General features: G+C 30.4%; 19 protein-coding genes and 1 pseudogene. 9 read left to right on the plus strand and 11 right to left on the minus strand.

Annotation, left to right across the window (positions count from 1 at the left end; translation table 11 throughout):
• Positions 1-615 precede the first annotated feature (615 nt).
• Together ACN0WI_RS07595 and ACN0WI_RS07600 are read left to right on the plus strand one after the other, a co-directional pair.
• Positions 616-1,590 (plus strand): ribonucleotide-diphosphate reductase subunit beta, encoded by a 975-nt coding sequence (locus ACN0WI_RS07595; RefSeq protein WP_417886064.1) that lies wholly within the window; start codon positions 616-618, stop codon positions 1,588-1,590.
• Between the two features lie 68 nt (positions 1,591-1,658).
• Positions 1,659-3,347 (plus strand): ribonucleoside-diphosphate reductase subunit alpha, encoded by a 1,689-nt coding sequence (locus tag ACN0WI_RS07600; protein WP_417886065.1) that lies wholly within the window; start codon positions 1,659-1,661, stop codon positions 3,345-3,347.
• A 150-nt stretch (positions 3,348-3,497) separates the two neighbouring features.
• Here the strand turns inward: ACN0WI_RS07600 and hemG are convergent, their stop codons facing one another.
• Complete coding sequence (gene hemG, locus ACN0WI_RS07605; protein WP_417886066.1) at positions 3,498-4,040, minus strand: menaquinone-dependent protoporphyrinogen IX dehydrogenase; 543 nt, start codon at positions 4,038-4,040, stop codon at positions 3,498-3,500.
• Between the two features lie 203 nt (positions 4,041-4,243).
• Here hemG and ACN0WI_RS07610 point away from each other — a divergent pair, with 203 nt between their 5' ends.
• The gene (locus ACN0WI_RS07610) at positions 4,244-5,353 is read left to right on the plus strand and encodes an SGNH/GDSL hydrolase family protein (protein ID WP_417886067.1); all 1,110 of its coding nucleotides are present in this window, start codon (positions 4,244-4,246) and stop codon (positions 5,351-5,353) included.
• 47 nt (positions 5,354-5,400) lie between these two features.
• On the opposite strand, the gene ACN0WI_RS07615 is transcribed toward ACN0WI_RS07610, so the two are convergent.
• The 3 genes from ACN0WI_RS07615 to ACN0WI_RS07625 are packed head-to-tail and all read right to left on the minus strand — an operon-like array spanning position 5,401 to position 7,204.
• Complete coding sequence (locus ACN0WI_RS07615; RefSeq protein ID WP_417886068.1) at positions 5,401-5,859, minus strand: hypothetical protein; 459 nt, start codon at positions 5,857-5,859, stop codon at positions 5,401-5,403.
• Positions 5,860-5,900: 41 nt separating this feature from the next.
• Positions 5,901-6,332, minus strand: coding sequence for a hypothetical protein (locus ACN0WI_RS07620; RefSeq protein ID WP_417886069.1), 432 nt, complete (start codon positions 6,330-6,332; stop codon positions 5,901-5,903).
• A gap of 2 nt (positions 6,333-6,334) precedes the next feature.
• Positions 6,335-7,204 carry a LysR family transcriptional regulator gene (locus ACN0WI_RS07625; protein ID WP_417886285.1) on the minus strand — a complete coding sequence of 290 codons (870 nt, stop codon included), beginning with the start codon at positions 7,202-7,204 and terminating at the stop codon, positions 6,335-6,337.
• 89 nt (positions 7,205-7,293) lie between these two features.
• Between ACN0WI_RS07625 and ACN0WI_RS07630 the strand changes: the two genes are divergently transcribed.
• Positions 7,294-8,001: a class I SAM-dependent methyltransferase gene (locus ACN0WI_RS07630; RefSeq protein WP_417886070.1), complete on the plus strand. Its 708-nt coding sequence runs from the start codon at positions 7,294-7,296 to the stop codon at positions 7,999-8,001.
• Positions 8,002-8,015: 14 nt separating this feature from the next.
• Here ACN0WI_RS07630 and ACN0WI_RS07635 read toward each other — a convergent pair whose 3' ends face one another.
• The 3 genes and pseudogenes from ACN0WI_RS07635 to ACN0WI_RS07645 all read right to left on the minus strand — a co-directional run bounded on the left by ACN0WI_RS07635 (position 8,016) and on the right by ACN0WI_RS07645 (position 10,371).
• Complete coding sequence (locus ACN0WI_RS07635; protein WP_417886071.1) at positions 8,016-8,570, minus strand: hypothetical protein; 555 nt, start codon at positions 8,568-8,570, stop codon at positions 8,016-8,018.
• Positions 8,571-8,646: 76 nt separating this feature from the next.
• On the minus strand, positions 8,647-9,348 hold the full coding sequence (locus tag ACN0WI_RS07640; RefSeq protein WP_417886072.1) for a putative quinol monooxygenase: 702 nt from the start codon (positions 9,346-9,348) through the stop codon (positions 8,647-8,649).
• A 109-nt stretch (positions 9,349-9,457) separates the two neighbouring features.
• A pseudogene (locus ACN0WI_RS07645) lies at positions 9,458-10,371 on the minus strand (IS1595 family transposase).
• Positions 10,372-10,680: 309 nt separating this feature from the next.
• Here ACN0WI_RS07645 and ACN0WI_RS07650 point away from each other — a divergent pair.
• Genes ACN0WI_RS07650 through ACN0WI_RS07660 form a run of 3 tightly spaced genes read left to right on the plus strand, consistent with a single transcriptional unit; the run spans position 10,681 to position 14,945 of the window.
• A complete protein-coding gene (locus ACN0WI_RS07650) occupies positions 10,681-11,796 on the plus strand; it encodes a glycosyltransferase family 4 protein (RefSeq protein ID WP_417886073.1) in 1,116 nt (371 codons plus the stop codon).
• A gap of 25 nt (positions 11,797-11,821) precedes the next feature.
• Entirely contained in the window at positions 11,822-13,681 is a 1,860-nt protein-coding gene (locus ACN0WI_RS07655) for an ABC transporter ATP-binding protein (protein ID WP_417886074.1), read from the plus strand.
• 1 nt (position 13,682) lies between these two features.
• Positions 13,683-14,945 carry a glycosyltransferase gene (locus ACN0WI_RS07660; protein WP_417886075.1) on the plus strand — a complete coding sequence of 421 codons (1,263 nt, stop codon included), beginning with the start codon at positions 13,683-13,685 and terminating at the stop codon, positions 14,943-14,945.
• 55 nt (positions 14,946-15,000) lie between these two features.
• On the opposite strand, the gene ACN0WI_RS07665 is transcribed toward ACN0WI_RS07660, so the two are convergent.
• Positions 15,001-15,213, minus strand: coding sequence for a hypothetical protein (locus ACN0WI_RS07665; protein ID WP_417886076.1), 213 nt, complete (start codon positions 15,211-15,213; stop codon positions 15,001-15,003).
• 180 nt (positions 15,214-15,393) lie between these two features.
• Between ACN0WI_RS07665 and trhA the strand changes: the two genes are divergently transcribed.
• Complete coding sequence (gene trhA / locus ACN0WI_RS07670) at positions 15,394-16,044, plus strand: PAQR family membrane homeostasis protein TrhA (RefSeq protein WP_417886077.1); 651 nt, start codon at positions 15,394-15,396, stop codon at positions 16,042-16,044.
• Positions 16,045-16,305: 261 nt separating this feature from the next.
• Here the strand turns inward: trhA and ACN0WI_RS07675 are convergent, their stop codons facing one another.
• Positions 16,306-19,329 carry an AAA family ATPase gene (locus ACN0WI_RS07675; protein ID WP_417886078.1) on the minus strand — a complete coding sequence of 1,008 codons (3,024 nt, stop codon included), beginning with the start codon at positions 19,327-19,329 and terminating at the stop codon, positions 16,306-16,308.
• Position 19,330: 1 nt separating this feature from the next.
• A complete protein-coding gene (gene sbcD / locus ACN0WI_RS07680) occupies positions 19,331-20,554 on the minus strand; it encodes an exonuclease subunit SbcD (RefSeq protein WP_417886079.1) in 1,224 nt (407 codons plus the stop codon).
• 306 nt (positions 20,555-20,860) lie between these two features.
• On the opposite strand from sbcD, the gene serA reads away from it, so the two are divergent.
• A complete protein-coding gene (serA, locus tag ACN0WI_RS07685; protein ID WP_417886080.1) occupies positions 20,861-22,753 on the plus strand; it encodes a phosphoglycerate dehydrogenase in 1,893 nt (630 codons plus the stop codon).
• Positions 22,754-22,819: 66 nt separating this feature from the next.
• On the opposite strand, the gene ACN0WI_RS07690 is transcribed toward serA, so the two are convergent.
• Positions 22,820-23,728: an oxidoreductase gene (locus ACN0WI_RS07690; RefSeq protein ID WP_417886081.1), complete on the minus strand. Its 909-nt coding sequence runs from the start codon at positions 23,726-23,728 to the stop codon at positions 22,820-22,822.
• Between the last annotated feature and the right edge of the window lie 120 nt (positions 23,729-23,848).

Consider the following 23,848-nt stretch of genomic DNA (forward strand, 5'->3'; position numbering starts at 1 on the left):
GATTAATTTTTTATGAATTATATAAAAATACGTTTTTAATATTGATTTTTATGCAATTAAATCTATCAAATACTAGTCATAGCAAGGGGTGCGCAGCTCAATAATTCTGTTATAAAAAAACTTAAAAAAATTACTTATTTTTTTGGTAAATAAAAGTTTTAATAAACTTGAAAATTTAACTATTAGTTTTGCAAAAAAAAATAGAAATTGCGCTCATAAAATCTTTCCTTTAAAATTATATTTATCCAAAAAAAATAATAGTAATAATTGTTTTTTGATAACTTTTTTAATTTTTGTAAAATTAAAATGCTGTTTTTTAGTGTTTTAAAAATATTTTTTGATAACTTTTTTTATTTAAATTTAAAATTGTTCACAAGTTTGTGAATAAATTATGTTTCAAGATATCAAAGTATCGACGATACTTTGTAAGTTTGGATGCTGATAAAAAAACGTATTTAAAAATGAATTGTAGCTGTTTTTTTAAGTACGTTTTTATAATGTAAAATGGTTTCCCGGTAGGTCCGGAGACGATCAGAAAAACCAGACTATAACGATGATTAGTTGTTAAGTTCGGTTTTTTAAATGGAAGAGTCTCACAAATAATAGTATAGTAATATGAGTATTTTTAATAAACGAGTTAATTACAAGCCTTTTGAATATCCGGGTGTTTTAGATTTTACAGATGCCATTAATCGTTCTTTTTGGGTACATTCTGAAGTAGATTTTACAGGAGATATACAAGATTTTCATTCTCATTTATCAGAAGGAGAAAAAGATGTAGTAAAAAAGAGCTTACTTGCTATTGCACAAATTGAAGTAGCTGTAAAATCGTTTTGGGGAGATCTTTACAAGCATTTACCAAAACCGGAATTTAACGGATTAGGAAGTACATTTGCTGAATGTGAATTCCGTCACTCACAAGCCTATTCTCGATTATTGGAAGTACTTGGTTATAATAATGAGTTTGAAAAAGTAATAGAAGTACCCGCTATAAAGCACCGAATTAATTACTTAACTGAAGCATTAGAGCATACCAATGCAGAAGAACCTAAAGATTATGTATCTTCTTTAATTTTATTTTCCATTCTTATAGAAAATGTATCACTTTTTAGTCAATTTGCGATTGTACTATATTTTAATCGTTTCAAAGGCGTAATGAAAAATGTGAGTAATATTATTGCTTGGACATCTGTAGATGAACAAATTCACGCTAATGCTGGTATTTATATTATCAATAAAATTCGTGAAGAAAACCCAGATTATTTTGATGATAAATTAATTCAGAAACTAACAGATTCTGTAAAAAAATCTATAGAAGTTGAAGAAGAAATTTTAGACTGGATTTTTGAAAGTGGTGAGTTAGATAATATCAATAAAAAGAATTTAATGGATTTCATGAAATTCCGTTTAGACGAAAGTTTAACACAAATTGGAATTCCAAAAATTTACAATATTTCCGCAGCAGAATATAAACCTATGCAGTGGTTCGAAGAAGAAGTTTTTGCTAATAGTTTAGACGATTTCTTTGCTAGAAGACCGGTAGATTATACCAAGCACGATAAAAGTATTACCGCTGAAGATTTATTCTAAAACAAAATAATTTAGTAGTTCAATAGTATAGTAATATACTAGGTTAGTAATTCAGAAAAAGCCCATAAATGACAACAAAGCCCTTAGAGCAACTTACAGAGCAACCTCAAAACAAAAGATTGTGGTGGTTAAACGAAGAAAGTCAGCAAATATTAAATAGAGGATATTTGCTAAAAGGAGAAACAGTAAAAGCAGCTATTGAGCGTATTGCAACTGCATCAGCAAAACGTTTATATAAACCAGAATTAGCTGAGGCTTTTATTGAAATGATAGAACGTGGTTGGATGAGTTTAAGTTCTCCGATTTGGGCCAATATGGGAACTGAACGCGGATTGCCAATTTCTTGTTTTAATGTATATGTTCCAGATAATATTGAAGGGATCACTCATAAATTAGGAGAAGTGATTATGCAAACCAAAATAGGGGGCGGAACCTCCGGATATTTTGGTGAATTACGCGGTCGTGGTAGTGCGGTTACCGATAATGGAAAAAGCAGTGGAGCTACTAGCTTTATGAAACTTTTTGATACTGCAATGGATACTATTTCTCAAGGTGGAGTGCGTAGAGGAGCATTTGCAGCTTATCTAGATATTGATCATCCGGATATTAAAGAATTTTTAGAGATTAAAAATATCGGAAATCCAATTCAAAATTTATTTTACGGAGTTTGTGTTCCAGATTATTGGATGCAAGAAATGATTGATGGCGATACCGATAAACGAGCAATTTGGGCTAAAGTTTTAGAGAGTCGTCAGCAAAAAGGATTGCCGTATATCTTATATAAAGACAATATTAATCGTTTTAAGCCACAGGTTTATAAAGATAAAAACAGAACAATTCATTCTAGTAATTTATGTTCTGAAATAGCCTTACCTTCAACAGAAGACGAGTCGTTTATTTGCTGTTTATCATCTATGAATCTAGAGTTATATGATGAATGGAAAGATACTGAAGCTGTAAAGTTAGCTGTATATTTTCTAGATGGTGTGTTGCAAGAGTTTATAGCAAAAACTGAAGGGAATCACTATTTATCTGCAGCCAATAAATTTGCGAAAAACCACCGTGCTTTAGGATTAGGAGTAATGGGATGGCATTCTTACTTGCAAAAAAACAGAATTCCTTTTGAAGGAATGAAGGCAAAAGGATTAACGCATCAAATTTTCGAAAAAATAAGTGAGAAAGCTACAAAAGCTAGTAAGGAATTGGCTTCTATTTACGGAGAACCTGAAATTTTAAAAGGTTACGGACTTCGCAATACTACGTTGATGGCTATAGCGCCTACAACTTCTTCATCTGCAATTCTAGGGCAAACCTCACCAGGTATCGAGCCTTTTAGCAGTAATTACTATAAAGCTGGATTAGCAAAAGGTAATTTTATGCGTAAAAATAAATACCTTAAAGAATTGCTTGAAGAAAAAGGTTTAGATAATGAAGATACATGGAGAAGTATAATGCTTAACCACGGTAGTGTGCAACATCTAGATTCTTTAACTCAAGAAGAAAGAGATATCTTTAAAACCTTTAAAGAAATAAGTCAGTTAGAAATTATTCAACAAGCTTCTGTACGTCAAAAATTTATCGATCAGGCGCAAAGTCTTAATCTTAATATACCCGCTGGAATTCCGGTACGAGAAGTTAATAAGTTACTTATTGAAGCTTGGAAGTTAGGCGTAAAAACTTTGTACTATCAAAGAAGTCAGAGTGTTTCAAAAGAATTTGTTTCTAATATTGTAAACTGTTCTAGCTGCGAAGCCTAAACTTTTTACTAGATCAATAAAATCAAAAAAGCCTGTTGTAAAACAGGCTTTTTTGATAATTAAAAATCTTTTTTTTGACGATATATCCTGAAACATAAAATCGATAATAACAGCACAAATTTAAATTAGCAATCAGCAAAATTGTAATTTCTATTTTGAAGGAGGAGAAGTTAGTTGCATTATTTTTTCTGAAAACCGAGCTACTTTTTCCCAGTTAGTATAGTCTATTGCTTCTTTAGAAGAAGTGGGGCCGTGAGTTAATTTCATAATTAATTGAATCATAATTCGATCTAGAAAGGAATATGCTTTATAATCTAATTTTCCGGCAAATACCTCTAGTAAATCAGGTTTCCAGTCTATCTTTTTTAAAAATTTAAGTAGATATGGGTTTGTTTCTGGTGAATTTTTATTGGAGTTTCTAGCGACTAAATTAACTGAGAAAAAGGCAGTTTTTAGTTTAGGAAATTTAGCTTTATGTTGTTCGATAAATTTAAAAACCTCTTTTCGGTGTTTGCCATATCGAATACTCGCTCCAATAACGATCACTTCAAAATCAGTGATATTTTTATTAAATTTACTAATAGGAATTAGCGTAATTTTTTTATCGGATTTTGCTAATTTTTTAGAAAGAACAGTGCAAATTTCTTTAGTATGGCCATCTACGCTAGAATATAAAATCCCTATTTTTTTCATGCCATAATCAATTTTAAATTGACGTTTAAAGGTACAATTTTTCAGAATTTTGTTATTCCTGTTTGCTCTATTTTTCTATATAGAAAATTTATTTTTTTAATAGTCGTTTTTTTTGAAAAAACATCTTCAATATTTATTAATAACTATGGAAAAACATTCTCTAATTTAGTACCTTGAAACTTATATTCAAATTAACTATATCAATGAAAAAAACAGTACTAATGGCTGCAGTTGTAGCCTGTAGCTTGTGGAGTTGTAAAGAAACTTCAAAGACCGAAGAATCAGCTAAGTTATATTCGCCAAATAACACCAATATTTTTGCCATTTCTGGTAGAACCGATGCTAGAGATTCTGCTTTGGTAATGATTAGCCCGGCTTCAAGAATTACATTTAAACATAAAGGGCAAGATACTATTACCGTATATGCAAAAACAGATCTTAAAGATGAACATGCTTTTTTAGGACTAGTGACTAATAAAGAATATAAAAAGCGTTTACGTATTGAAGGTGACACTGTGAATACTATTCAAATTCCACTTTCTGAAACTGATACTTTGGTGGAACTTTATAAATTAACAGAAGCTAGTACTGGTAATTTAGTTGTTAACGGTATAAAAGGAAAAAATGTAGAAAAAGCACCAACTAAGCCATCTATAAAAATAGAGTTTGTGGGTAATTCTATTACTTCTGGTTTTGGTAACGATACCACAGCTTATGCATGTGGAGAAGGTTCTTGGTACGATTCTCATAATGCGTATTATTCGTATGCAACGATTTCTGCGAATCGCTTAGATGCTGATTTCGTATTATCATCTATTTCAGGGTGGGGAATGTACAGAAATTGGGATGTACCTGGGCCAACTGTACCTGATGTATATGATAATTTATATTTAAATACCGATTCAACAAAAGCGTATACAGCTAAAAATTTTAATCCGGATTTAGTAAGTATTAATTTAGGAACTAACGATTTATCCGAAGGTGACGGTAAACATGAACGCTTACCCTTTAGTAAAAAGGATTATGTTGATGCATACGTTAAATTTGTACAACACATTATAGACACTAGAGACAACCCCGAAATCGCTATTTTAGATAGCCCTATGGTTTCTGGAGAACGTCAAGAAATTTTACATGAATGTTTAAATAATGTCGTTGATCACTTCAAAAAACAAGATAAAAAAATATACTTTTTCGATTTTGAAACCATACCAGAAACAGGTTGTGGAGCACACCCTTCAATTGAAGAAGATAAAATGATGGCTGACCAAATCGTTCCGTTTTATAAAGAAATTTTAGATTCTAAAAAATAAGAAGTTCAGTTATAAAAAAGCCCATCAAATTTTTGATGGGCTTTTTTTTATACTCCCATTTTTAATTGTCTTCCTTCTTTTGCTGCTTTTTTGTCTTTAGCAATTCCTATTAATAATCCAATAGCTAGCCCTATTGGTAATCCTATACCTAAATATCCCATATTGTCTAGAGCGATACCTATTGCTACACCTATAGGAATTCCAAAAGCGCCTATACCAAAGCCTAACCAAGTATTTCGATAATAATCTTTAGGCACCAGTTTTAATTCTTTTTCTATAATTTGAAGAATTTTAATCTGACTTTTACGTGTTTGAGAATTTAACTTTTTTAAAGGAACAGTATTTACTTTTTCAATTTCAGTATTGATTTTTTCTTCAACATCTGAAGCTAAATCCTCTATCCGCTCTTCTTGGTTAATTACGTCTAAAAATTGCATAAACCGAGAAAATGCTTTGTATGCTTTTTTATGCTGACCAATATCTGGTCTAGGAGTTAACTTTTTCATTTTACTAAAATAAAATATTTTAAGGGGACTTTTTTAGTTTTTCAATTATTCTCTACATTCTTTTTTCTTTTAATACCTTTATGTTTAAGCAAATTAGCTAATCCTGTTGCTGTTAGGATTGCAATGCAAGCAGTAGTTCCTAATGCTCCACCAAAGCCTTTAAAAAAAGTTCCTGTATTTATATAAGTTATTGCAAATATTAATCCGGCTAAACCAACAAAAATATGTTGATGTAGTAATTGGTTTGATACCATTCCAACAAACGAAGCACCTATAAAAACTAACGGAATCTGGTGGGTTAAATATGGAGATAAAACTTCCGGAAAAAGATAAAAAAATAAACCAACAACAAGGGAGGGCATAGCAGATGCACGAACACCTCCCTGTTTAAAATTATTATTGATGATATAGGTGATTAGACTACCCAAAATACCCGTAATTATAATAACAATATCAGTTGTGTATAATTCCAAAATTATCCTTTTAAAAATGATATAATAGAATCTGTTATTTGCGATTCTTGGTTTTTAGGTGTTGCAAGTAAAACATCTGTAGTAAATTTTTTATCTAAATCTAAAAAAGATAATTCTGAATAAATATGGCTATTTTTTAAACTACTTGGGACTATAGAAACTCCTAATCCATTCCTTACCAATTGAATTATTGAATTGATGTTATTCGATTCATGAACAATGTTTGGTGTAAAACCGTATTGAGCGCAAATTTGAATAAAAGAATTATAATATACTGGTGCGTAATCTTTATTGAAAAATATAAAAACCTTATCTTTCATATCAGATAGATCCTTAATATTTTTATATACAGTATTATTAAAAATCAACGAATAAAAATCTTTAAACCAACGGGTAGATTTTGTTTTTGTTGACATTAAAGGAGCTCTTATAATTGCCAAATCTAATTTATTCTGTTCTAAGGCTAAAATTTGTTTCACAGTAGAGACTTCATATAATTTAATTTTTAAGAAAGGATATCGTTCCGTTAAAAATTGAATAAGCTTTGTAATTTCTCCTGAGAATGTTGAACTGATATATCCCACACTATATTCTCCACTTATATTTTCTGAAATCTTTCTTGTTTTTAAAGCTATTGACTCTAAATTTTGCAATTGAGCTGTAATTTCTTTTTTGAAGTATTTACCCGCATCCGTTAAACTAACTTTTTTATTATTCCTTTCAAATAATTTAGCGCCCAGTTCATTTTCCAGTTCTTTTATTTGTCTGCTCAATGGAGGTTGAGAAATACAAAGCCTTTTAGAAGCCTTTGTGAAATTTAATTCTTCAGCTACCGCTAAAAAATATTTTAAGTGTCTTAATTCGATAGCTATATCTTAAAAGTATTATTAGTTGACAAAATAAGTCTTTTTAAAACAATTAAAAGAACTATACATTTGAAATTGAATAAAAATTATATAAAATGAAAAAGTCAACAGTTAAAGAAATTAAAGAGCGATTTGATAATGATGTTGAACGATTTTCAAATTTGGAGACCGGACAAGTAGCAACAATCGATGCGAAAATTTCTCTTGAGCTTTTAACAGAAGCCTCTAAAAGAATAAAACCTAATTCTCAAAATTTATTAGATATAGGCTGTGGAGCAGGTAATTATACTTTAAAAATGTTAAGTAAAATTGCTGATTTAAACTGTACGTTAGTAGATTTAAGCAAGCCAATGTTGAATAAAGCCAAAGAAAGAGTATCAGCTAAAACCAATAATGAGGTAACTATTATTCAAGGAGATATTCGAGAAGTTAATTTAAAAGAAAATAATTTCGATATTATATTAGCCGGTGCTGTATTACATCATTTAAGAGATAATAATGATTGGGAAAGAACCTTCTTTAAATTGTATAATTTACTTAAACCAGGAGGATGTTTAATGATTTCAGATTTAATAACCCAAGAAACCGAATTTGTTAATGAATATGTATGGGAACGTTATGGTGATTATTTAGAAAGTGTAGATGGAAAAGAATATCGAGAAAAAGTATTAGCGTATATAGAAAAAGAAGATACACCAAGATCTATGACTTATCAATTAGAATTAATGAAGAAAGTAGGTTTTAAAAAGACTGAAGTTTTACATAAAAATATGTGTTTTGGTGCTTTTGGAGGAATTAAATAAGCTACTAAATTGTATTATGCAAAAAGATAAATTAATAATGAAGTAATTGCAACTCCACCAAATGCTATTGTTCCCAATTTACCGCCGTATCCATTAAATACATTTTTAGCTGCGGAAAAAAATACACCCGTAATGAAGGTTGCGAATATAATAAACGAATAGCCTTCGGCTACATTTGGGGCCGTCATTCCAACAAAAGCTCCGCAATAGCAAGCTACGGGAAAACGTTTCATGGGTTTGTTTTTTATAAATGCAGGAGCAAAAGAAGCTAAAGTCCCCGTTAAACCGGCTCCTATAACGGAGCCTAGATTTAAATAGTTGCTTATAAAATAGGTAAACACACCTCCAATTACTACATAGATTATATCTTGTAAATCTTCAAGAAAATGATCTTCTTCATCCATACTTTTATGATAGTATGCATAGGTGATAATAGCTGAAATGAATACAATTCCAGCTATAACCCAAACGTGATGTAGTTTATCTAGTAATATAGAAGTAAGAAAAATAAGATGGAAACAGATAAAAAAGAAGAAAGCAATTATCCGTATCGTTTTCTTTAACTTCATAGGTTTGCTCAAGTAAAAAGTGTTAATACAAAAGCTTAATTAATTAAAAATAAGCTATAGGAATGTATTTTACGGTTTATTCAGAAATGGATTGAAGTAATTCTCGGTTTTTAGAAACTAGTAACGGACTTGTAATAGCATTAAATTGCTTAAAATTTGAGCTCCTTTCAAAGGAAGCTAGGGCATCTTTTGTTGCCCATTGTTCAAAAATAATAAATCGATTGGTATCTTCAGAGTCTTGGAAAACAGAAATACTTTCATTGTCTTCCTGTGTTCTAATTTCATTAACCAATTGTTTTGCTGCTTGAATGAAACCAGTATTGTTTCCGTTTTTCACAATATAAATGCTATAGCTTGCATTTTCGGGAAAAACTGTATTTTTTTGTATAATATCAATTGAAATTTCAGGAATCGTTGAAAGTGTAATTGTTTCCAATCGCATAGCGGTAGCAGCAGGTGCAATGCCATTTGTGGAGCGAGCATAAACTTTATCATTATGGGCTTCAAAACTTTCTTGGTTTTTAAAACGCTCAAATAGAACCATTGTTTTAGTGTTTGATTGCTGCCGATATAATAAAGAATTTAATACTCCATCTTCTTTTTTACTTTCTGTTATATTAATATCCATTAAGCTTAAGAAACTATCGAAAGCACCATCTCGAAGTGGTAAAATTTTTAATTGCTGTATGGTTTCTTGCTTTTCTAAAGAGTCTTGAGCATTTATGGGGAGTTGTATTGAAATAACTGCTAATAGAAAAAAAATATTTTTTAGTTTCATAAGGAATGACATTTTTTAGAGTTTGATAAACACCAAAACTAATTAAAATAAATTTAGATAGTACAGTGTGTTATTTAATCTACAAAATAATCTGAATACCCGTTTGGTGTCACAGCTCTGTGATATAGGTAATTATGAGCCGGTCAAAGAGGCCGCTCTCTAAAATACCTGCGGTTTAATTTATAGATAAATTCATTTAATTATAGTTGTAAATACTTTCCATTGATTTTATGGTAGTTCCCCAGCAGGTTTCTTTTTACATTGCTTATGGCAAGATGCATCCATTTTGAAGTTTCTTTGGTAGTGTCTTTATTGAATTTTTCGCTGATATGAAGTTCAACATAATCAGCTATATCCATATACGAAGTGCTTTTGTCGGTAAACACTATACTCTTTTGATCGATAGATTCTCGTACCTTTTGATTAATTTCCCCCGCCGCATGACTGTTGAGAACCTTTGCCTTAAAATAGCCAGCCTGTCTTGATCTTTCTCCGGTATTTATATCTTCCAAAGGAGTGGATTCAGTCATGATGGCCACATTCTGTTTTCCAACAGTTACCCGTCCACGGGTGCCTTTATACTGTTATACCTCAGATGATTCCAATATGAAATAGCCTTCATTGATCTCGATCATTCCTTCTAAAGTATAGCGGGCATCCCACTTGCCCATCGCTTTTCGTATTTTATGCATCATCGCCCAGAACGGTTCATATCTTTTAAGGCCTAGCTGGGTCTGGATCTCTTTACTGGAAAATCCTTTTTTAGTGGCGAGTTGCACTCATTAGAAACATGGTTTTGTACTAGGTCAAAAAAGAAAGCTTTGAACTCTGTATGATCGTTCCACTGCGAAGGGTGATTCTGATTCTGCATTGTTTACACTCATAGCTCCACCTGCTTTTTATCCAAAAGAGCTACTGGCCTCCGTACTTACAAACAGGCCCGATTTTATCCCGCTGCTCTTTATAATGCATGCGGCAGGCCTCTTTACTATCAAAATTGGCTGTAAAAGTAAACAAATTCATAGAAGTAATTTTTTAGGAAATTTACTTTAAATTTTTATGTTATGAATGCTTACGGATATTCAAATAAAATATCATTTAAAAAATTGCGTTGTGAAATGTAAGTAAATTATTAGTTTTGTTAATTTAAATCGTAGATGATAATCAATTTATTTTAATTTTTTAAGTTAATTTATTGAATTGAAGCAAATTAATCTTTTGGTTTTAATTTTTTAGAAAAATTAACGCAACCATTTTAGATTTATATATCTATAGCCTAACTATAGGTTTTAATCTATAGTTAAATTAAGGATAAATTTTCAAAATAGACTTATGTTTAGAAATGATTCATGTAGTTTAAAGAAGGTTTTTTTGGAGACTCATAATATACAAAACCTAAAAAGTGGTTTTGGTCAATTCAATTTTAATTTAGCAAAATCATTGAGTGATGAAAAAGAGTTTTTAAATGAACATGAAGTAATAATTAATTGTAACAATTCTTCAACTAAGAGAAAAATAGGAAGAAAGCTTAGCTATAATAAATATTTTCAGTTTACACGCTATCCTTTTTTTAGAATAAAGAAAAAATTCAACTTATGGCACTCGGTTAATCAGAACACTAAAATAGAACCGTTTTCTAATAGTATACCATATTTATTGACCATACATGATATTAATTTTATAGAAGAGGATAATGGAATTCGATTAGAGCAACGAATAAATCAGTTTAAGGAAAAACTAAATAGGAGTTCTGCATTAGTTTATATATCTGAATTCACAAAAAAAAACACTCACGCTCATTTTGATATACCTAACATTCCAGAGTATGTAATTTATAATGGAAATCCTATAATTAATAATTCATTTGATTTAAATCAAGATCAATTCTTTCACAAAAAAACTATAAGACCTTTTATTTTTACGATTGGCAGAGTAGATGAAAAAAAGAATATTCACACACTCATAGAGATGGTAAAACACTTGAAAGGAATAAATTTAGTTATTGCAGGTAGTGATAACACCGAATATGCAGAAAAATTAAAGTTGAAAATTAAAGAAGAGAAACTTGAGAGCAAAGTTTTTTTTAAAGGAGCTATAAGTGAAAGTGAAAAACGGGTTTATTACAGAAATTGCCTTGCTTTTGCTTTCCCATCTTTGCGAGAAGGATTTGGATTGCCTGTTATTGAGGCAATGACTTTTGGTAAACCGATATTCCTTTCTAATATGACATCTCTACCAGAAGTAGGCGGGGAAGATTGTTTTTATTGGGATAATTTTGATCCTCTATATATGGTAACTGTATTTGAAGATGGAATTTCTCAATTTGAAACTAATAAAGAAAGATATGTAACTAATTATAAAAAACGTTCAAATATGTTTTCGTGGGATAAAGCCGCTAAAGAATATATAAAAGTCTATAAAAGTATTATAGCAGACAGTCCAATTTAAAGATTAATTACATTATTAAATTCAAATGAAAAGTTTTAAAAGATTTCTAAAATATCTTATTCCATACAAGCATTATCAATTATTAAGTATTGCATTTAATATTTTATACGCTTTTTTTTCTTCTTTATCGATGCTTTCATTATTACCAATGATAAAAGTTTTATTCGAAGAGGGAGAGAAAATAACTGTAAAACCAGTTTTTAATGGTATAAGCGATTTTGACTTACATTATTTCGAAGATTACCTTAACTATTATATTACTACAACTAGAATAACAAAGGGACCATTATATACATTAATTATAGTTGTAGGATTTGTTCTTAGTACATTTTTACTGAAGAACTTGTTTAATTACCTCTCTATATTATACATGACTTACTTAAATAATGGAATACTAAAAGATTTAAGACAAGATGTTTATAATAAAGTAATAAGTTTAAACGTTAGTTTCTTTTCGGATGCTAAAAAGGGAGATCTTATAGCTAGAATGACTTCTGATATTAATACTATAAAAGTTTCTTTTATGAGTGTTCTTATGATGATAAGGGAGCCTTTAACTATAATATTCACTTTGGGAGGAATGATTGTAATTAGTTGGAAACTAACAATTTTTGTCTTTTTCTTTATACCAATTTCTGGTTTTTTAATTTCCAAAATAACTAAAGGTATAAAAAGCCAATCAGGAAATATTTTTGCCATGGAAGGTGAGTTGCTTTCGAATATAGAGGAGACTCTAGGGGGAATTAAGATTATTAAAAATTTTAATGCTGAGCGTTTTTTCTCAAAAAAATTCTTAGGTTTTACTGAAAATATTAATAATCTTAATAATTCTATAGGTAAGACAATGAGTCTTTCTGCCCCAGCAAGTGAATTTTTAGGTATTTTTGCAATTTCAATTCTTTTGATTTATGGAGGATCTTTAGTGCTAGTAGATCAATCTTTAAGTGGAGGAGCATTTATAGCTTATATGGGCTTGGCATATCAAATTTTAACACCTGCAAAAGCTATAACTAAGGCTAATCATGCCTTACAAGGGGGGAATGCAGCTTATGAGAGAGTTGCGTTAATTTTAGATGCTGAAGATCCTTTGCAAGAAGAATCTGATGCTAAAGTTATTACTGATTTTACTAAAGAAATAAAGTTTACTAATGTTTCTTTTAAATATAAAGATGATTATGTCTTAGAGAATTTCAATTTGACAATCCCAAAGGGAAAAGTAGTAGCACTTGTAGGAGAGTCGGGCAGTGGAAAATCTACATTAGCTAATTTATTAACTCGGTTTTATGATGTTTCAGAAGGGAGTATAACTTTTGATGGAACAGATATTAGAAATGTTACAGCTAAATCGCTAAGAGATCAAATGGGGATTGTCGCGCAAGATTCGATTTTATTTAACGACAGTATTGCGAATAATATTTCTCTAGGAATTGAAAATCCTGATGAAGAGAAAATAGTAGCATCAGCTAAAATAGCAAACGCACATAATTTTATAAATGATTTTCCAAATAACTATCAGCATACCGTTGGAGATGGAGGATATCAACTTTCTGGTGGCCAACGTCAACGTATAGCAATAGCAAGAGCCGTAATGAAGAATCCACCAATAATGATTTTAGATGAGGCTACATCATCTTTAGATACAGAATCTGAGAAGCTTGTACAGGATGCTTTAGAGAATATGATGGAAAATAGAACATCTATAGTTATAGCTCACCGTCTTTCAACAATTCAGAATGCAGATTTAATAGTAGTAATGAAAAAAGGTTTAATAGTAGAAAAAGGGACTCATCAAGAGCTTTTAAAGTTAAATGGGACGTATAAAAATTTAGTGACTCTCCAATCATTAAATACTGAAAATGAAACAGAAACAGTTTTAGAAAGTTAGTATGAAGCAAGGTGGTAAAGGAATAAACATTATTGGGTATACTGAAGGTAAATTTGGACTTGGAGAAGCAGTTAGGTTAAATATTAAAGCCATAGAAAGCCAAAATATTTCCTTTAATTTGATAGATTTTGAAAAAATGAAAAGAAATCCAAATTATACTTTCAATGTAAACTTTTCAGTAAATTTAATTCAAATTTCCTTAGGAGATTTAGATACTTTTTTTAGACTTATAGATCCTGAACTATTTAAATTTAAATATAGCATTTTGTTTTTAATGTGGGAATCTGAATATATTCCATCTAAATTTACAAAAAATCTAAATCTATTTAATGAAATCTGGACAGCTTCAACATTTTGTAGAAATGTTTTTAAAAAAGTTTATAATAATCCTATATCTGTAATTCCTCATCCGATAGAGTTTAAATTGAATGGAGTTAATGATATCAAGAAAAAAAAATATTTTGATGAAACTAAATTTAGTTTTTTATTTATATTTAGCTATCATAGTTCAATAGAACGAAAAAATCCTTTTTTTTTGATTGATGCTTTTTCAAAAGCTTTTAATGATTCTGATGAGGTTGAATTAATTATTAAAACAGTAGGAGCAGAAAGATTTAAAAAAGAAAGTAGCTTCTTAATAAAGAAAGTAGCTTTATATAAACATATAAAAATTTATAATGTTGATTTAGATAAAAACAATACGAATCATCTAATAAATAGTTGTGATTGTTATGTTTCTATGCATCATTCAGAAGGTTTTGGTTTAACGATGGCAGAGGCTATGTTTTTCGGAAAACCAACAATTGCAACTAATTATTCTGGGAATACTCAATTCATGAATCATGAAAATAGTTATTTAGTAGATTCAGAAATAGGTCTCATTAAAACCACTGATAAAAATTTTGGCCCTAATACAATATGGGGCCATCCCAAAATGGAAGATGCAATTCTGAAGATGCAAAAGGTTTATAAGAATAAAGAAGATCGGAAACACAAAGCCTTAAATGCAGAAAATTTCATAAAAAAGGAATTGTCATTTAAATCTATAGGTCTACTAATAAAAAATCGGTTTGATATTGCTTATGAAGAATCTAAGGATTTAATTTCTAATGAAAATGCATATCTAGTTAGTGAATTACAATTTTTAAAAGTTGAAAATGCTCATCTTAAAAGAGAAATTCATAGGATGAAAAAAAACCTAGTTATTCGATTTATGATATTTATAAAAAATAAGGTAAGAATGATTAAAAACCGACTTAAATAAAATACATTTTACTTATACAGGTAAAAATATATGATCCTAAATCTAAAATACTTTTTTATGCTTGTAATCCGTTCAATAATTCTGCTATGGTGTAACCAATGGCATCATGACGCTCTTCAGCTTTATCCATAAATTGAATTTTCCCCCAACCCCTTACATCACAAATCAATACTCCATTAGCATCTTTTATAGTTTGGCTTATATTATCGTAATTAACAGGCAATGTTATAGTATCTAATACTGTTTTTGTTAAGTTTGGTAAAAGCATAATTTTTTTCTGTAAAATTACTTGGATTTATTCTTTAAAAGTTATCCTAAAATTAAGTTGATTCTAGTAATATTATGAAGTAGTTAATTTTGTAATATTCAATAGATGAGAAAATGATTTTCCGATTCTTTTAAAGTAAGAATTGTTGAATTATTGATAATTTTGCTTAAAATCTTTAGTATGGCAGCTAATAATCGTGTATACTATTATCCACATTACGAAGAGCGGTTAAACGTTATATCTCATGCTTTTGGATTTGTGTTAAGCATCCTTGGATTTGTTCTTCTATTGAAAAAGGCTTTAAAAACAGGAGATTCAATAGTTTGTTTTAGTTTTTTAGTATTTGGATTAAGTATGTTGTTATTATATTTAGCGTCGACACTATATCATAGCGCTAAATCAGAAATTAAAAGATATCGTTTAAATATTTTAGATCATGCTTCTATCTATGTTTTGATAGCCGGAACTTACACCCCATTTTCATTACTAAGTTTACATGGAACAATCGGTTGGATTATTTTTATAAGCATTTGGTTGTTAGCAATACTCGGTATTATTTTAAAAATATTTTATACTGGCAAATATCAAACGCTTAGTACTATAATGTATGTAGCAATGGGCTGGATTATTATTTTAGCGATTAAGCCTTTACTAGAAAATTTATCTTCCGAAGGACTAATTTGGCTTCTAGCCGGAGGTATTTCTTATACGGTTGGAGCACTACTATTTAGCTTAAATAAATTGAAATATAACCACGCAATATTTCATGTTTTTGTGTTAATAGGAACGTTTTGCCATTTTTGTGCAGTCTATTTTGAAATAAAAATATAAAACCGGAATTTAAAAAGATTCCGGTTTTAATTCAATCAACTTACTTTTTAAACTAAACAGTGGTTCCTTTCATACACAATAAATTTAACAAACAGTAGTATTTCAGTTATTAATCTAATTCAACGAAAACGTTATCGTTTTTAAGTCAAAAAATAACAATTAAAGCGAGGATTTAGATTTTAATTGTTAAGTATATCTAAAAATAAGAATAACTTTTTGATTTTACACTACCATAAATGTTAAAATTAAATAAAAATAATACTATCCTTTAATTTCTATTGAACTGTATCCTTGTCCGTTTCTGGTCAGTTTTATTTGGGTTGCAATACGTTCTTTTAAAGAATCTACATGGCTAATAATTCCAATTGTTTTGGATGATTCAGCTTGTAATTTCTCCAAAGTATCTAGAGTTTGGTCTAAGGTTTCAGGATCTAAAGTTCCAAAGCCTTCATCGATAAATAAGCTATTTATTTCTACATTTTTAGAAGCTAAATCAGACAAAGCTAATGCCATCGATAAACTCAAAATAAAAGTTTCTCCGCCTGATAAAGTTTTAACCGAGCGTCGTTGGCCACCCATATGCTCATCAATTGCTACAAGACCATCATCTTCATCCCCGGTTGGTTTATCGATAATGTATCGATCATTAAGTTCTGCTAAACGCTTATTTGCTAAGGCAATTAATTGAGAAAGTGTTAGATCTTGAGCAAACTCATTAAATTTTCTGCCTCGAGCATCTCCAATTAATTCATCTAACAAACGCCAACGTTTAATTTGTTTTTCTTTGTCGGCAATTTCTCGTTTAATTTTATCTAGCTTTTCTAGATTTTCCTTTTGGTTTTGTAATTGGCGGTGAAACTCTTTGCAAGCATCATTTAATTCAGTAAGTTTTTGGCGTTTTTCACTTACTTGTTGCTGGAGCTCAGCGGTAGATTCTTCAATATCTAGTTTTTGCTTTTCGCTTAATTGCTCTTGTAATACCTGCAGCGAAGTTTTTAATTTCGACACTTCTTGCTGAAGTTTATCACGTTTATCTCTTAACGACAAATAGTCCTTTTCCGGTAACAAATCGTTTAAAGCTTGTGGTATATTTGAATATCCTTTTTCTAATAAAACTGTATTTAGCTGCGTTTCTAAACTAGCTATTTCGCTTGTTAATTTCTGAAATCTAGTTTTTAAATTCTCTCTTTGTTTTAGTGAATATTCGTTTTGTTGTTTTAGTTCGGTAAACCTGCGGTGATACTCTCGGTTTTTAGCTGAAATATCGTCTCCAGCATATAAATCTTTTAGTTTTGAAGCAATTTCCCGACCTTTATTTACTACAGCCTTAGTGCGTTCCATTTCCGGAATAGCATTTTTAGCAATCTCTGAACGTTTTTGTTCTTTTTCCCACTTTTCAATACATTCAAATTGCTGGTTTAACTTGGCAATTTTAGTTTCCCAAATGGCTTCAGTAGCAAAATCGAAACCTTTAAATGTGGTTTTAAAAGCTGTTCTTTTTTCTTCGGAAATAGTTTTCCATTGCTGCTCCTGATTTTCGAGTACTTTAAATCTTGACTGGAAATTGTTGAAATTGGCTTGTATTTTAGTCAAATTCGATAAATTGACTTGTAATTCTTTACGAGCTAGAGCAATTCTTTCATCTAGCCGATTATCTTTCTCAGGAGTATGTTCTGCAAAAGGATGATGTGTTGCTCCACAAAGCGGACAAGGTTCATTATCGTTTAAATTAGGACGTAATTCTTCTAATTTAGCTTCCAGTAACTGGTTTTTCTTCTGAAGTTCTAAATTTTCGAACTCTTTTTCTTTAAACTGAACTTGAGTTTTTAATTCTTTTATTTGCTGCGGAAGCGTTTCGCTTTCTTTTTTTATGGTATCTTTTTCTGAAGCAATTCGTTTTAATTCTTTATCGCTTTCATCGATTTTTGCATTCGCTTTTTGCGCTTTGCGAGTTTGCTCGATTTTTTCTTTAAGTTGCTGTTTTACAGCTTCTGAATTTGATAGGTTTAAATTACCTAATTCCGCTTCGTATTTTTTTATAGTATTGGTAGCCGAATTGATGATTGCTTGCAACTGCAGAATATTTTCTTCCGGATTTTTTCTAAAATTCAGGTTTAAATCAATTGTTTTCAATTTAAACTCATCAACTAATTTACTGTATTCTCTACCTTTTTCTTTTCGTGCTTCTTCAAGTTCTTGGACTTTTGCAGTAAATGCATCCAATTTCGCTTCAAAATCGTTTACAGAAACTTCAGATCTCAGTAATGAAGAAACTTCGGTATATAGTTTTGTAAAAGCCTCTTTGTTTTCAGTAATGCTCGTTTCAATTTCAGTAATTTCTTTAGAAAGAGCATTTAGGTTTTCTGTATTCAATTTCCAGTTTCGTAAATCCCCAGCATACTGCTGAATATTTTCGTGAGCAATTAATGATTTTCCGTTATGGTTAGCAAATTGGTTGAGGTTTTCTTCCGCTTGATTTTTTTCCGAAGAAATTTTAGTAATGGTATTTTTTTGCTGTTGAATTTCTTGCTTTAATTCAACGAATTTGGATAGTTTTTGGATTTCTTTTTCCAGCGGTTGGCAAGCAGCTTGTTTCTCTTTATATCTAGTAGAAATTTCAGCATAATCTTCATCGTTTAATAAGGATTTTTGGATGATGTTAATTTCTTGTTGTTGCTGTAAAATTTCTTTACCGGCATCTCTGTTTTTTTCGAAGGCTTTGATACCTAATTGGCGGTAAATTCCGGTGCCCGTAATTTTTTCTAGAAGAGCACCTCGTTCTGCTTTGTTTACTTTTAAAAACTGAGCAAATTCACCTTGAGCCAATAAGGCTGCTTTTATAAATTGGTTATAGCTTAGGCCTATTAAGGTTTCGTTTTTTGCCGGTACATCCGATTTTTTTAAATCGATTAATTTTCCTGTAGTCAGATTGGAAATTTCCATTTCGTAATCCCTCAAATTTCCATTTCTGTTAGTTGAAATAGACCATTGAGAAGAAAATAATCCTTCTTTACTTTGGTAGGTAACTTTCGTAAAAGCTTCTTTTTGATTACGAGTAAGAATAGCACCTTTGCTTATTATTTCGTTTTTAGTAATCTTACCTAATCTAGGAACATGATTAAATAGCGCTAGGCAAATTACATCTAAAATGGTACTTTTTCCGCTTCCTGTTGGGCCGGTAATGGCAAATAGCGAACTTGCTACAAACGGAGATTTTGTAAAATCGATTTTCTGTAATCCGCGTAACGAATTTATATTTTCGAATTCTATTTTTAAAATCTTCATATTATTGCGCAGCATTTTCAGATTGTTGAATTTCTTCTAGAATTTCATTAAAAGCACTCCAGATTTCATCTCTAGTTTCTGAGTTGTATTCGTGTGCCGTTAATAATTCAGAAAAAACATCGGTAGGTTTTAAATCTTCGAGTTGTTGAGATTCTGTATATAATTCGGCAGTTCCTTTTAGTTTGTTTTTAAATTGAGCGCGTTGCTTTACAATTTCGTAACCTGGTTTTTTAAAGCCGGTAACAAGCTCGTCTAAAGTATATATTTTTTGGGCATCGTATAAATCGTCTATTAAATCTACTTCAATTAAATGTGCCAATCCAGTATTATTTTTTAGGGTGTTTAGTTTTAATTGAATATCGTTTAAATCACCACTAATTCTAATTAGTTTTCTAAAATTAGGAACAGTAACACTTTTAGGTTCCCAAGAGTTCTCAGTATCTATAATTAAAATTCGTTTATCGTCTTTGCGTTCGCTGAATGAAAGTGGAATAGGGGAGCCGCTATAAAAAACCGGAATTTCTGCGGAAACACGTTGTGGTTTATGAATATGCCCTAACGCAATATAATTGAAAAAACTTCCGAATTGTGAAGCATTAAAAGCAGCTTGGTTTCCGATCTGGATATCACGTTCGCTATCTGAAGTTTCGATTCCTGCAGCAAATAAATGTCCCATTGCTAGAGCAGGAGTATCCGGATATTGATTTTGACAAATATCGGCTGCTTTTTCAAAAGTATGTTGTATTCCTAAACGAATTGCTTCTACACGATCTTGGTAGGTAGCTCCTTCATTAGCAGTTCGTAAATCGGCATCTCGTAAAAATGGTATAGCCGCAATTACCAATTCTACTTTTTTTTCAACATTATAAATAGGAATAATAGTATCGCTTAGTATTTCTGGCAATCCTCCAATAATATCAATATCAAGCTCATGTAAAATTTCTTTAGGAGCATCTAACATCGCTGGAGAATCGTGATTGCCACCAGTGGCTATAATTTTACAGTTTAGTTTTTGTAATTTAATAAGTGCTTGGTAATACTGTTTTCTAGCATCTGAAGATGGGTTCGCCAAATCGAAAACATCGCCTGAAATTAATAGGACATCAATTTGCTCTGCAGAAATTAATGTACAAAGCCAATCTATAAATAATTCAAAATCGGCAAATAAGTCGTGTTTATGCAATTTTTTACCAATATGCCAATCGGCAGTATGTAAAATTTTCATAGCTATTATTATTTATTAGGAAGATAGTAAAGCGAACTTTTACAAAGGTATTCAAATAAATTCTGAATGAAATAGCATAAAGACTTATGTAGAATTTAGTACGATAATTTTTTTTAAAAAATATATTTTTTGAAGCGTATTACCTTAAACTTTAATTATTTTAAATTGAAATTGTACGAATTCTACATAAAATTATAGAATTTTAAAATCCTATTAAGTTACTTGGTTTTTTTACGGAGATGCATATTAAAAAAGTTTTAAAAGTCTTAGTTTTGGGAAAAGCAAATTTGGAGCAACTTAAATAAGATGGAAACCAACAGAAATTACGTTATAGATTTTGATAGCACTTTTACACAAGTGGAAGCTTTAGATGTATTAGGCGAAATATCGTTAGCCGATGCACCTGATAAAGAAGCGAAGTTGAAAGAATTAGTGTCGCTTACAGATAGGGGAATGGAAGGTAATTTAGCGTTTCGTGATTCGCTGCGAGAACGTTTAGAAATTTTAGATGCTGAAGAAAAGCATTTAGCACCTTTAATCGAGAATTTGAAAACCCGTATTTCAAAATCTTTCCGTCGAAATGAAGAATTCTTTAGAGAAAATCGAGAAAATATTTATATAATATCGAATGGTTTTAAAGAATTTATAATACCGATAGTAGCCGAATTAGGGATTAAGCCAGACCATGTTTTTGCAAATGATTTTGTATTTGACGAAAACCGAAAAATTGTAAGCTTTAATACCGAAAATGTATTAAGTAGCAATAATGGTAAAGTGAAACAATTACAATCCTTAGATTTAAAAGGCGATGTTTACGTAATTGGTGATGGTTATACCGATTACGAAATTAAAGCAGCAGGACTAGCAAACAAATTTTACGCATTTACAGAAAACGTTGAGCGAGATAAGGTTCTCGAAAAAGCAGACCATATAACGCCAAGTTTTGACGAATTTTTATATCTCCATAAAATGAATAAAGCAATATCGTATCCAAAAAACCGAATTAAAGTATTACTTCTTGAAAATGTACACCAAGATGCTGTAGACATTATGAAAGAAGAAGGCTATAATGTAGTTACCGTTTCTGGAGCGTTAGATGAAGAAGAACTTTGTGAACAAATTAAAGACGTACATGTTTTAGGAATTCGATCTAAAACACAGCTTACAAAAAAAGTATTAGAACATGCTAACCGTTTAATGGCGGTAGGTGCTTTTTGTATTGGTACTAATCAAATAGATTTAGAAGCATGTTTAGAAAAAGGTGTTGCAGTATTTAACGCACCTTATAGTAATACCAGATCGGTTGTTGAATTAGCAATTGGTGAAATTATTTTCTTGATGCGAAATTTACCTGATCGAATTTCGGAAATGCATAATGGAGTTTGGAATAAATCGGCTACCGAAAGCTTTGAAATACGTGGGAAAAAACTAGGTATTGTAGGTTACGGAAATATAGGAGCTCAACTTTCGGTTTTAGCAGAAAGCATTGGTTTTGATGTTTATTATTACGATTTGGTTGAACGCTTAGCATTAGGAAATGCAACTAAGTGTAATAGTTTAGATGAACTTTTAAAGACTGTAGATGTTATTTCTTTTCATGTAGACGGCAGAAAAGAGAATAAGAATATTATAGGTGATAGAGAACTTTCTTTATTAAAAGAGGGTTCGTATTTATTGAATTTGAGTAGAGGTTCGGTAATCGATATAAAAGCTTTACATAAACATATAAAATCAGGAAAAATTAAAGGAGCTGGAATAGATGTATTCCCTAAAGAACCTAAAACAAATAACGAAGAATTTGTTTCTGAATTAAAAGGTTTACCAAACCTTATTCTTACTCCGCATATTGGAGGAAGTACAGAGGAAGCGCAAGAAAATATCGGAAATTTTGTACCTGGTAAAATTATAGAATACATTAATACAGGAGGAACTACTAATAGTGTGAATTTCCCAAATTTACAATTACCTCGTTTGGAAAATGCACACCGATTAATTCATATTCATTTAAATAAACCAGGTATTATAGCCCATATCAATAGAGTTTTAGCTACTTGCGATATTAATGTTGTAGGGCAACATTTAAAAACCAATGAAACAATTGGATATGTAATTACTGATATTAATAAAAAATATGATCATGATGTAATAAAAGAATTGAAAAGTATTGAAGGAACTATTAAGTTTCGAGTACTTTATTAATTTAGTTTGATAAACAAAAAAAAACAGCGCTTTTAAGCGCTGTTTTTTATATAATATTCAGAAAGGTTATAAATAGTTGAAGCCGACTAAATTTTCTGAAACTTTCCAGAGTCTTTCTGCTTTTTCTTCATCTTTCGAATGGTAATCAGAATCAACAATAACCGGATGGCCTTTATATTGTTTCTTTCCAGATGGGCCAATATATTCACCTCCATTTAGCGTATCATCTAAACTAGCTCGTAAAATAGGTAAAGCTCCTCGTTTTGCTGATTGTGATAATAAAGGCATTAAAATCGGTGATAAAAATTTAAAGAATTTTGGTAAATGTTGCATTAGATTTGTTTTAGAAACTCCAGGATGTGCAACATATGCATGAATATTGTAATTTTTGTTTACTAATTTTCGATCTAAATGATAGGCGAAAATTAAACAGGCTAATTTGCTTTGAGCGTAAAATTTTCTAGGATTGTAGCCTTTCTCAGCATTAAGATTATCGAAATGAATATCTCCCCATTTATGGGCAATACTACTTAAATTAACTACTCGAGATCTAAAAGATTTTTCTAAAACAGGGATTAGTAAGCCCGTCAATAAAAAGTGACCAAAATAATTAGTTGCCATTTGGTACTCTAAACCATCAGATGTTTTTTGCAAAGGCGTCATCATAACACCTGCATTGTTAACTAATATATCTAAAGAATCATATTTCTTTTTAAAAGTTTTGGCAAATTCTTTTACAGAACTTAGTTCAGCCAAATCAATAGGTATAATGTCTAGTCTTGCATTTGGATAGATTTTTAAAATTTCATCTTTTGCTTTTTTTGCTTTTTCTAAATTTCGGCAGGCCATAATGGTTATAATACCAATTTTGGCAAATCCTTTTGTTGTTTCAAAACCAATTCCGGCATTTGCTCCTGTTACTATAGCTATTTTGCCTTCTTTGTTTTTAGCTTTGCTTAAAGACCAAAAATTCATAAATTATTAAGGGATATATTCAATTTGTTTGGGTGTTAAACTAGTATTTTAATTTTTTTAAAATTTATAATATTTCGATTTAAAAATAGAATGCTGTAAATAAAATCTTTGTTAAATCGA

Source organism: Zunongwangia sp., assembly GCF_048269745.1.
In the GTDB taxonomy this organism is placed as follows: domain Bacteria; phylum Bacteroidota; class Bacteroidia; order Flavobacteriales; family Flavobacteriaceae; genus Zunongwangia.

Excerpts from the sequence above, each read along its gene's own strand:
- ACN0WI_RS07595 (WP_417886064.1), top strand. The coding sequence starts at position 616 with ATGAGTATTTTTAATAAACGAGTTAATTACAAGCCTTTTGAATATCCG.
- sbcD (WP_417886079.1), bottom strand. The coding sequence starts at position 20,554 with ATGAAAATTTTACATACTGCCGATTGGCATATTGGTAAAAAATTGCAT.
- ACN0WI_RS07630 (WP_417886070.1), top strand. The coding sequence starts at position 7,294 with ATGAAAAAGTCAACAGTTAAAGAAATTAAAGAGCGATTTGATAATGAT.
- ACN0WI_RS07650 (WP_417886073.1), top strand. The coding sequence starts at position 10,681 with ATGTTTAGAAATGATTCATGTAGTTTAAAGAAGGTTTTTTTGGAGACT.
- ACN0WI_RS07610 (WP_417886067.1), top strand. The coding sequence starts at position 4,244 with ATGAAAAAAACAGTACTAATGGCTGCAGTTGTAGCCTGTAGCTTGTGG.
- ACN0WI_RS07640 (WP_417886072.1), bottom strand. The coding sequence starts at position 9,348 with ATGAAACTAAAAAATATTTTTTTTCTATTAGCAGTTATTTCAATACAA.
- ACN0WI_RS07690 (WP_417886081.1), bottom strand. The coding sequence starts at position 23,728 with ATGAATTTTTGGTCTTTAAGCAAAGCTAAAAACAAAGAAGGCAAAATA.
- ACN0WI_RS07600 (WP_417886065.1), top strand. The coding sequence starts at position 1,659 with ATGACAACAAAGCCCTTAGAGCAACTTACAGAGCAACCTCAAAACAAA.
- ACN0WI_RS07615 (WP_417886068.1), bottom strand. The coding sequence starts at position 5,859 with ATGAAAAAGTTAACTCCTAGACCAGATATTGGTCAGCATAAAAAAGCA.
- ACN0WI_RS07675 (WP_417886078.1), bottom strand. The coding sequence starts at position 19,329 with ATGAAGATTTTAAAAATAGAATTCGAAAATATAAATTCGTTACGCGGA.
- serA (WP_417886080.1), top strand. The coding sequence starts at position 20,861 with ATGGAAACCAACAGAAATTACGTTATAGATTTTGATAGCACTTTTACA.
- hemG (WP_417886066.1), bottom strand. The coding sequence starts at position 4,040 with ATGAAAAAAATAGGGATTTTATATTCTAGCGTAGATGGCCATACTAAA.
- ACN0WI_RS07635 (WP_417886071.1), bottom strand. The coding sequence starts at position 8,570 with ATGAAGTTAAAGAAAACGATACGGATAATTGCTTTCTTCTTTTTTATC.
- ACN0WI_RS07660 (WP_417886075.1), top strand. The coding sequence starts at position 13,683 with ATGAAGCAAGGTGGTAAAGGAATAAACATTATTGGGTATACTGAAGGT.
- ACN0WI_RS07665 (WP_417886076.1), bottom strand. The coding sequence starts at position 15,213 with ATGCTTTTACCAAACTTAACAAAAACAGTATTAGATACTATAACATTG.
- ACN0WI_RS07655 (WP_417886074.1), top strand. The coding sequence starts at position 11,822 with ATGAAAAGTTTTAAAAGATTTCTAAAATATCTTATTCCATACAAGCAT.
- trhA (WP_417886077.1), top strand. The coding sequence starts at position 15,394 with ATGGCAGCTAATAATCGTGTATACTATTATCCACATTACGAAGAGCGG.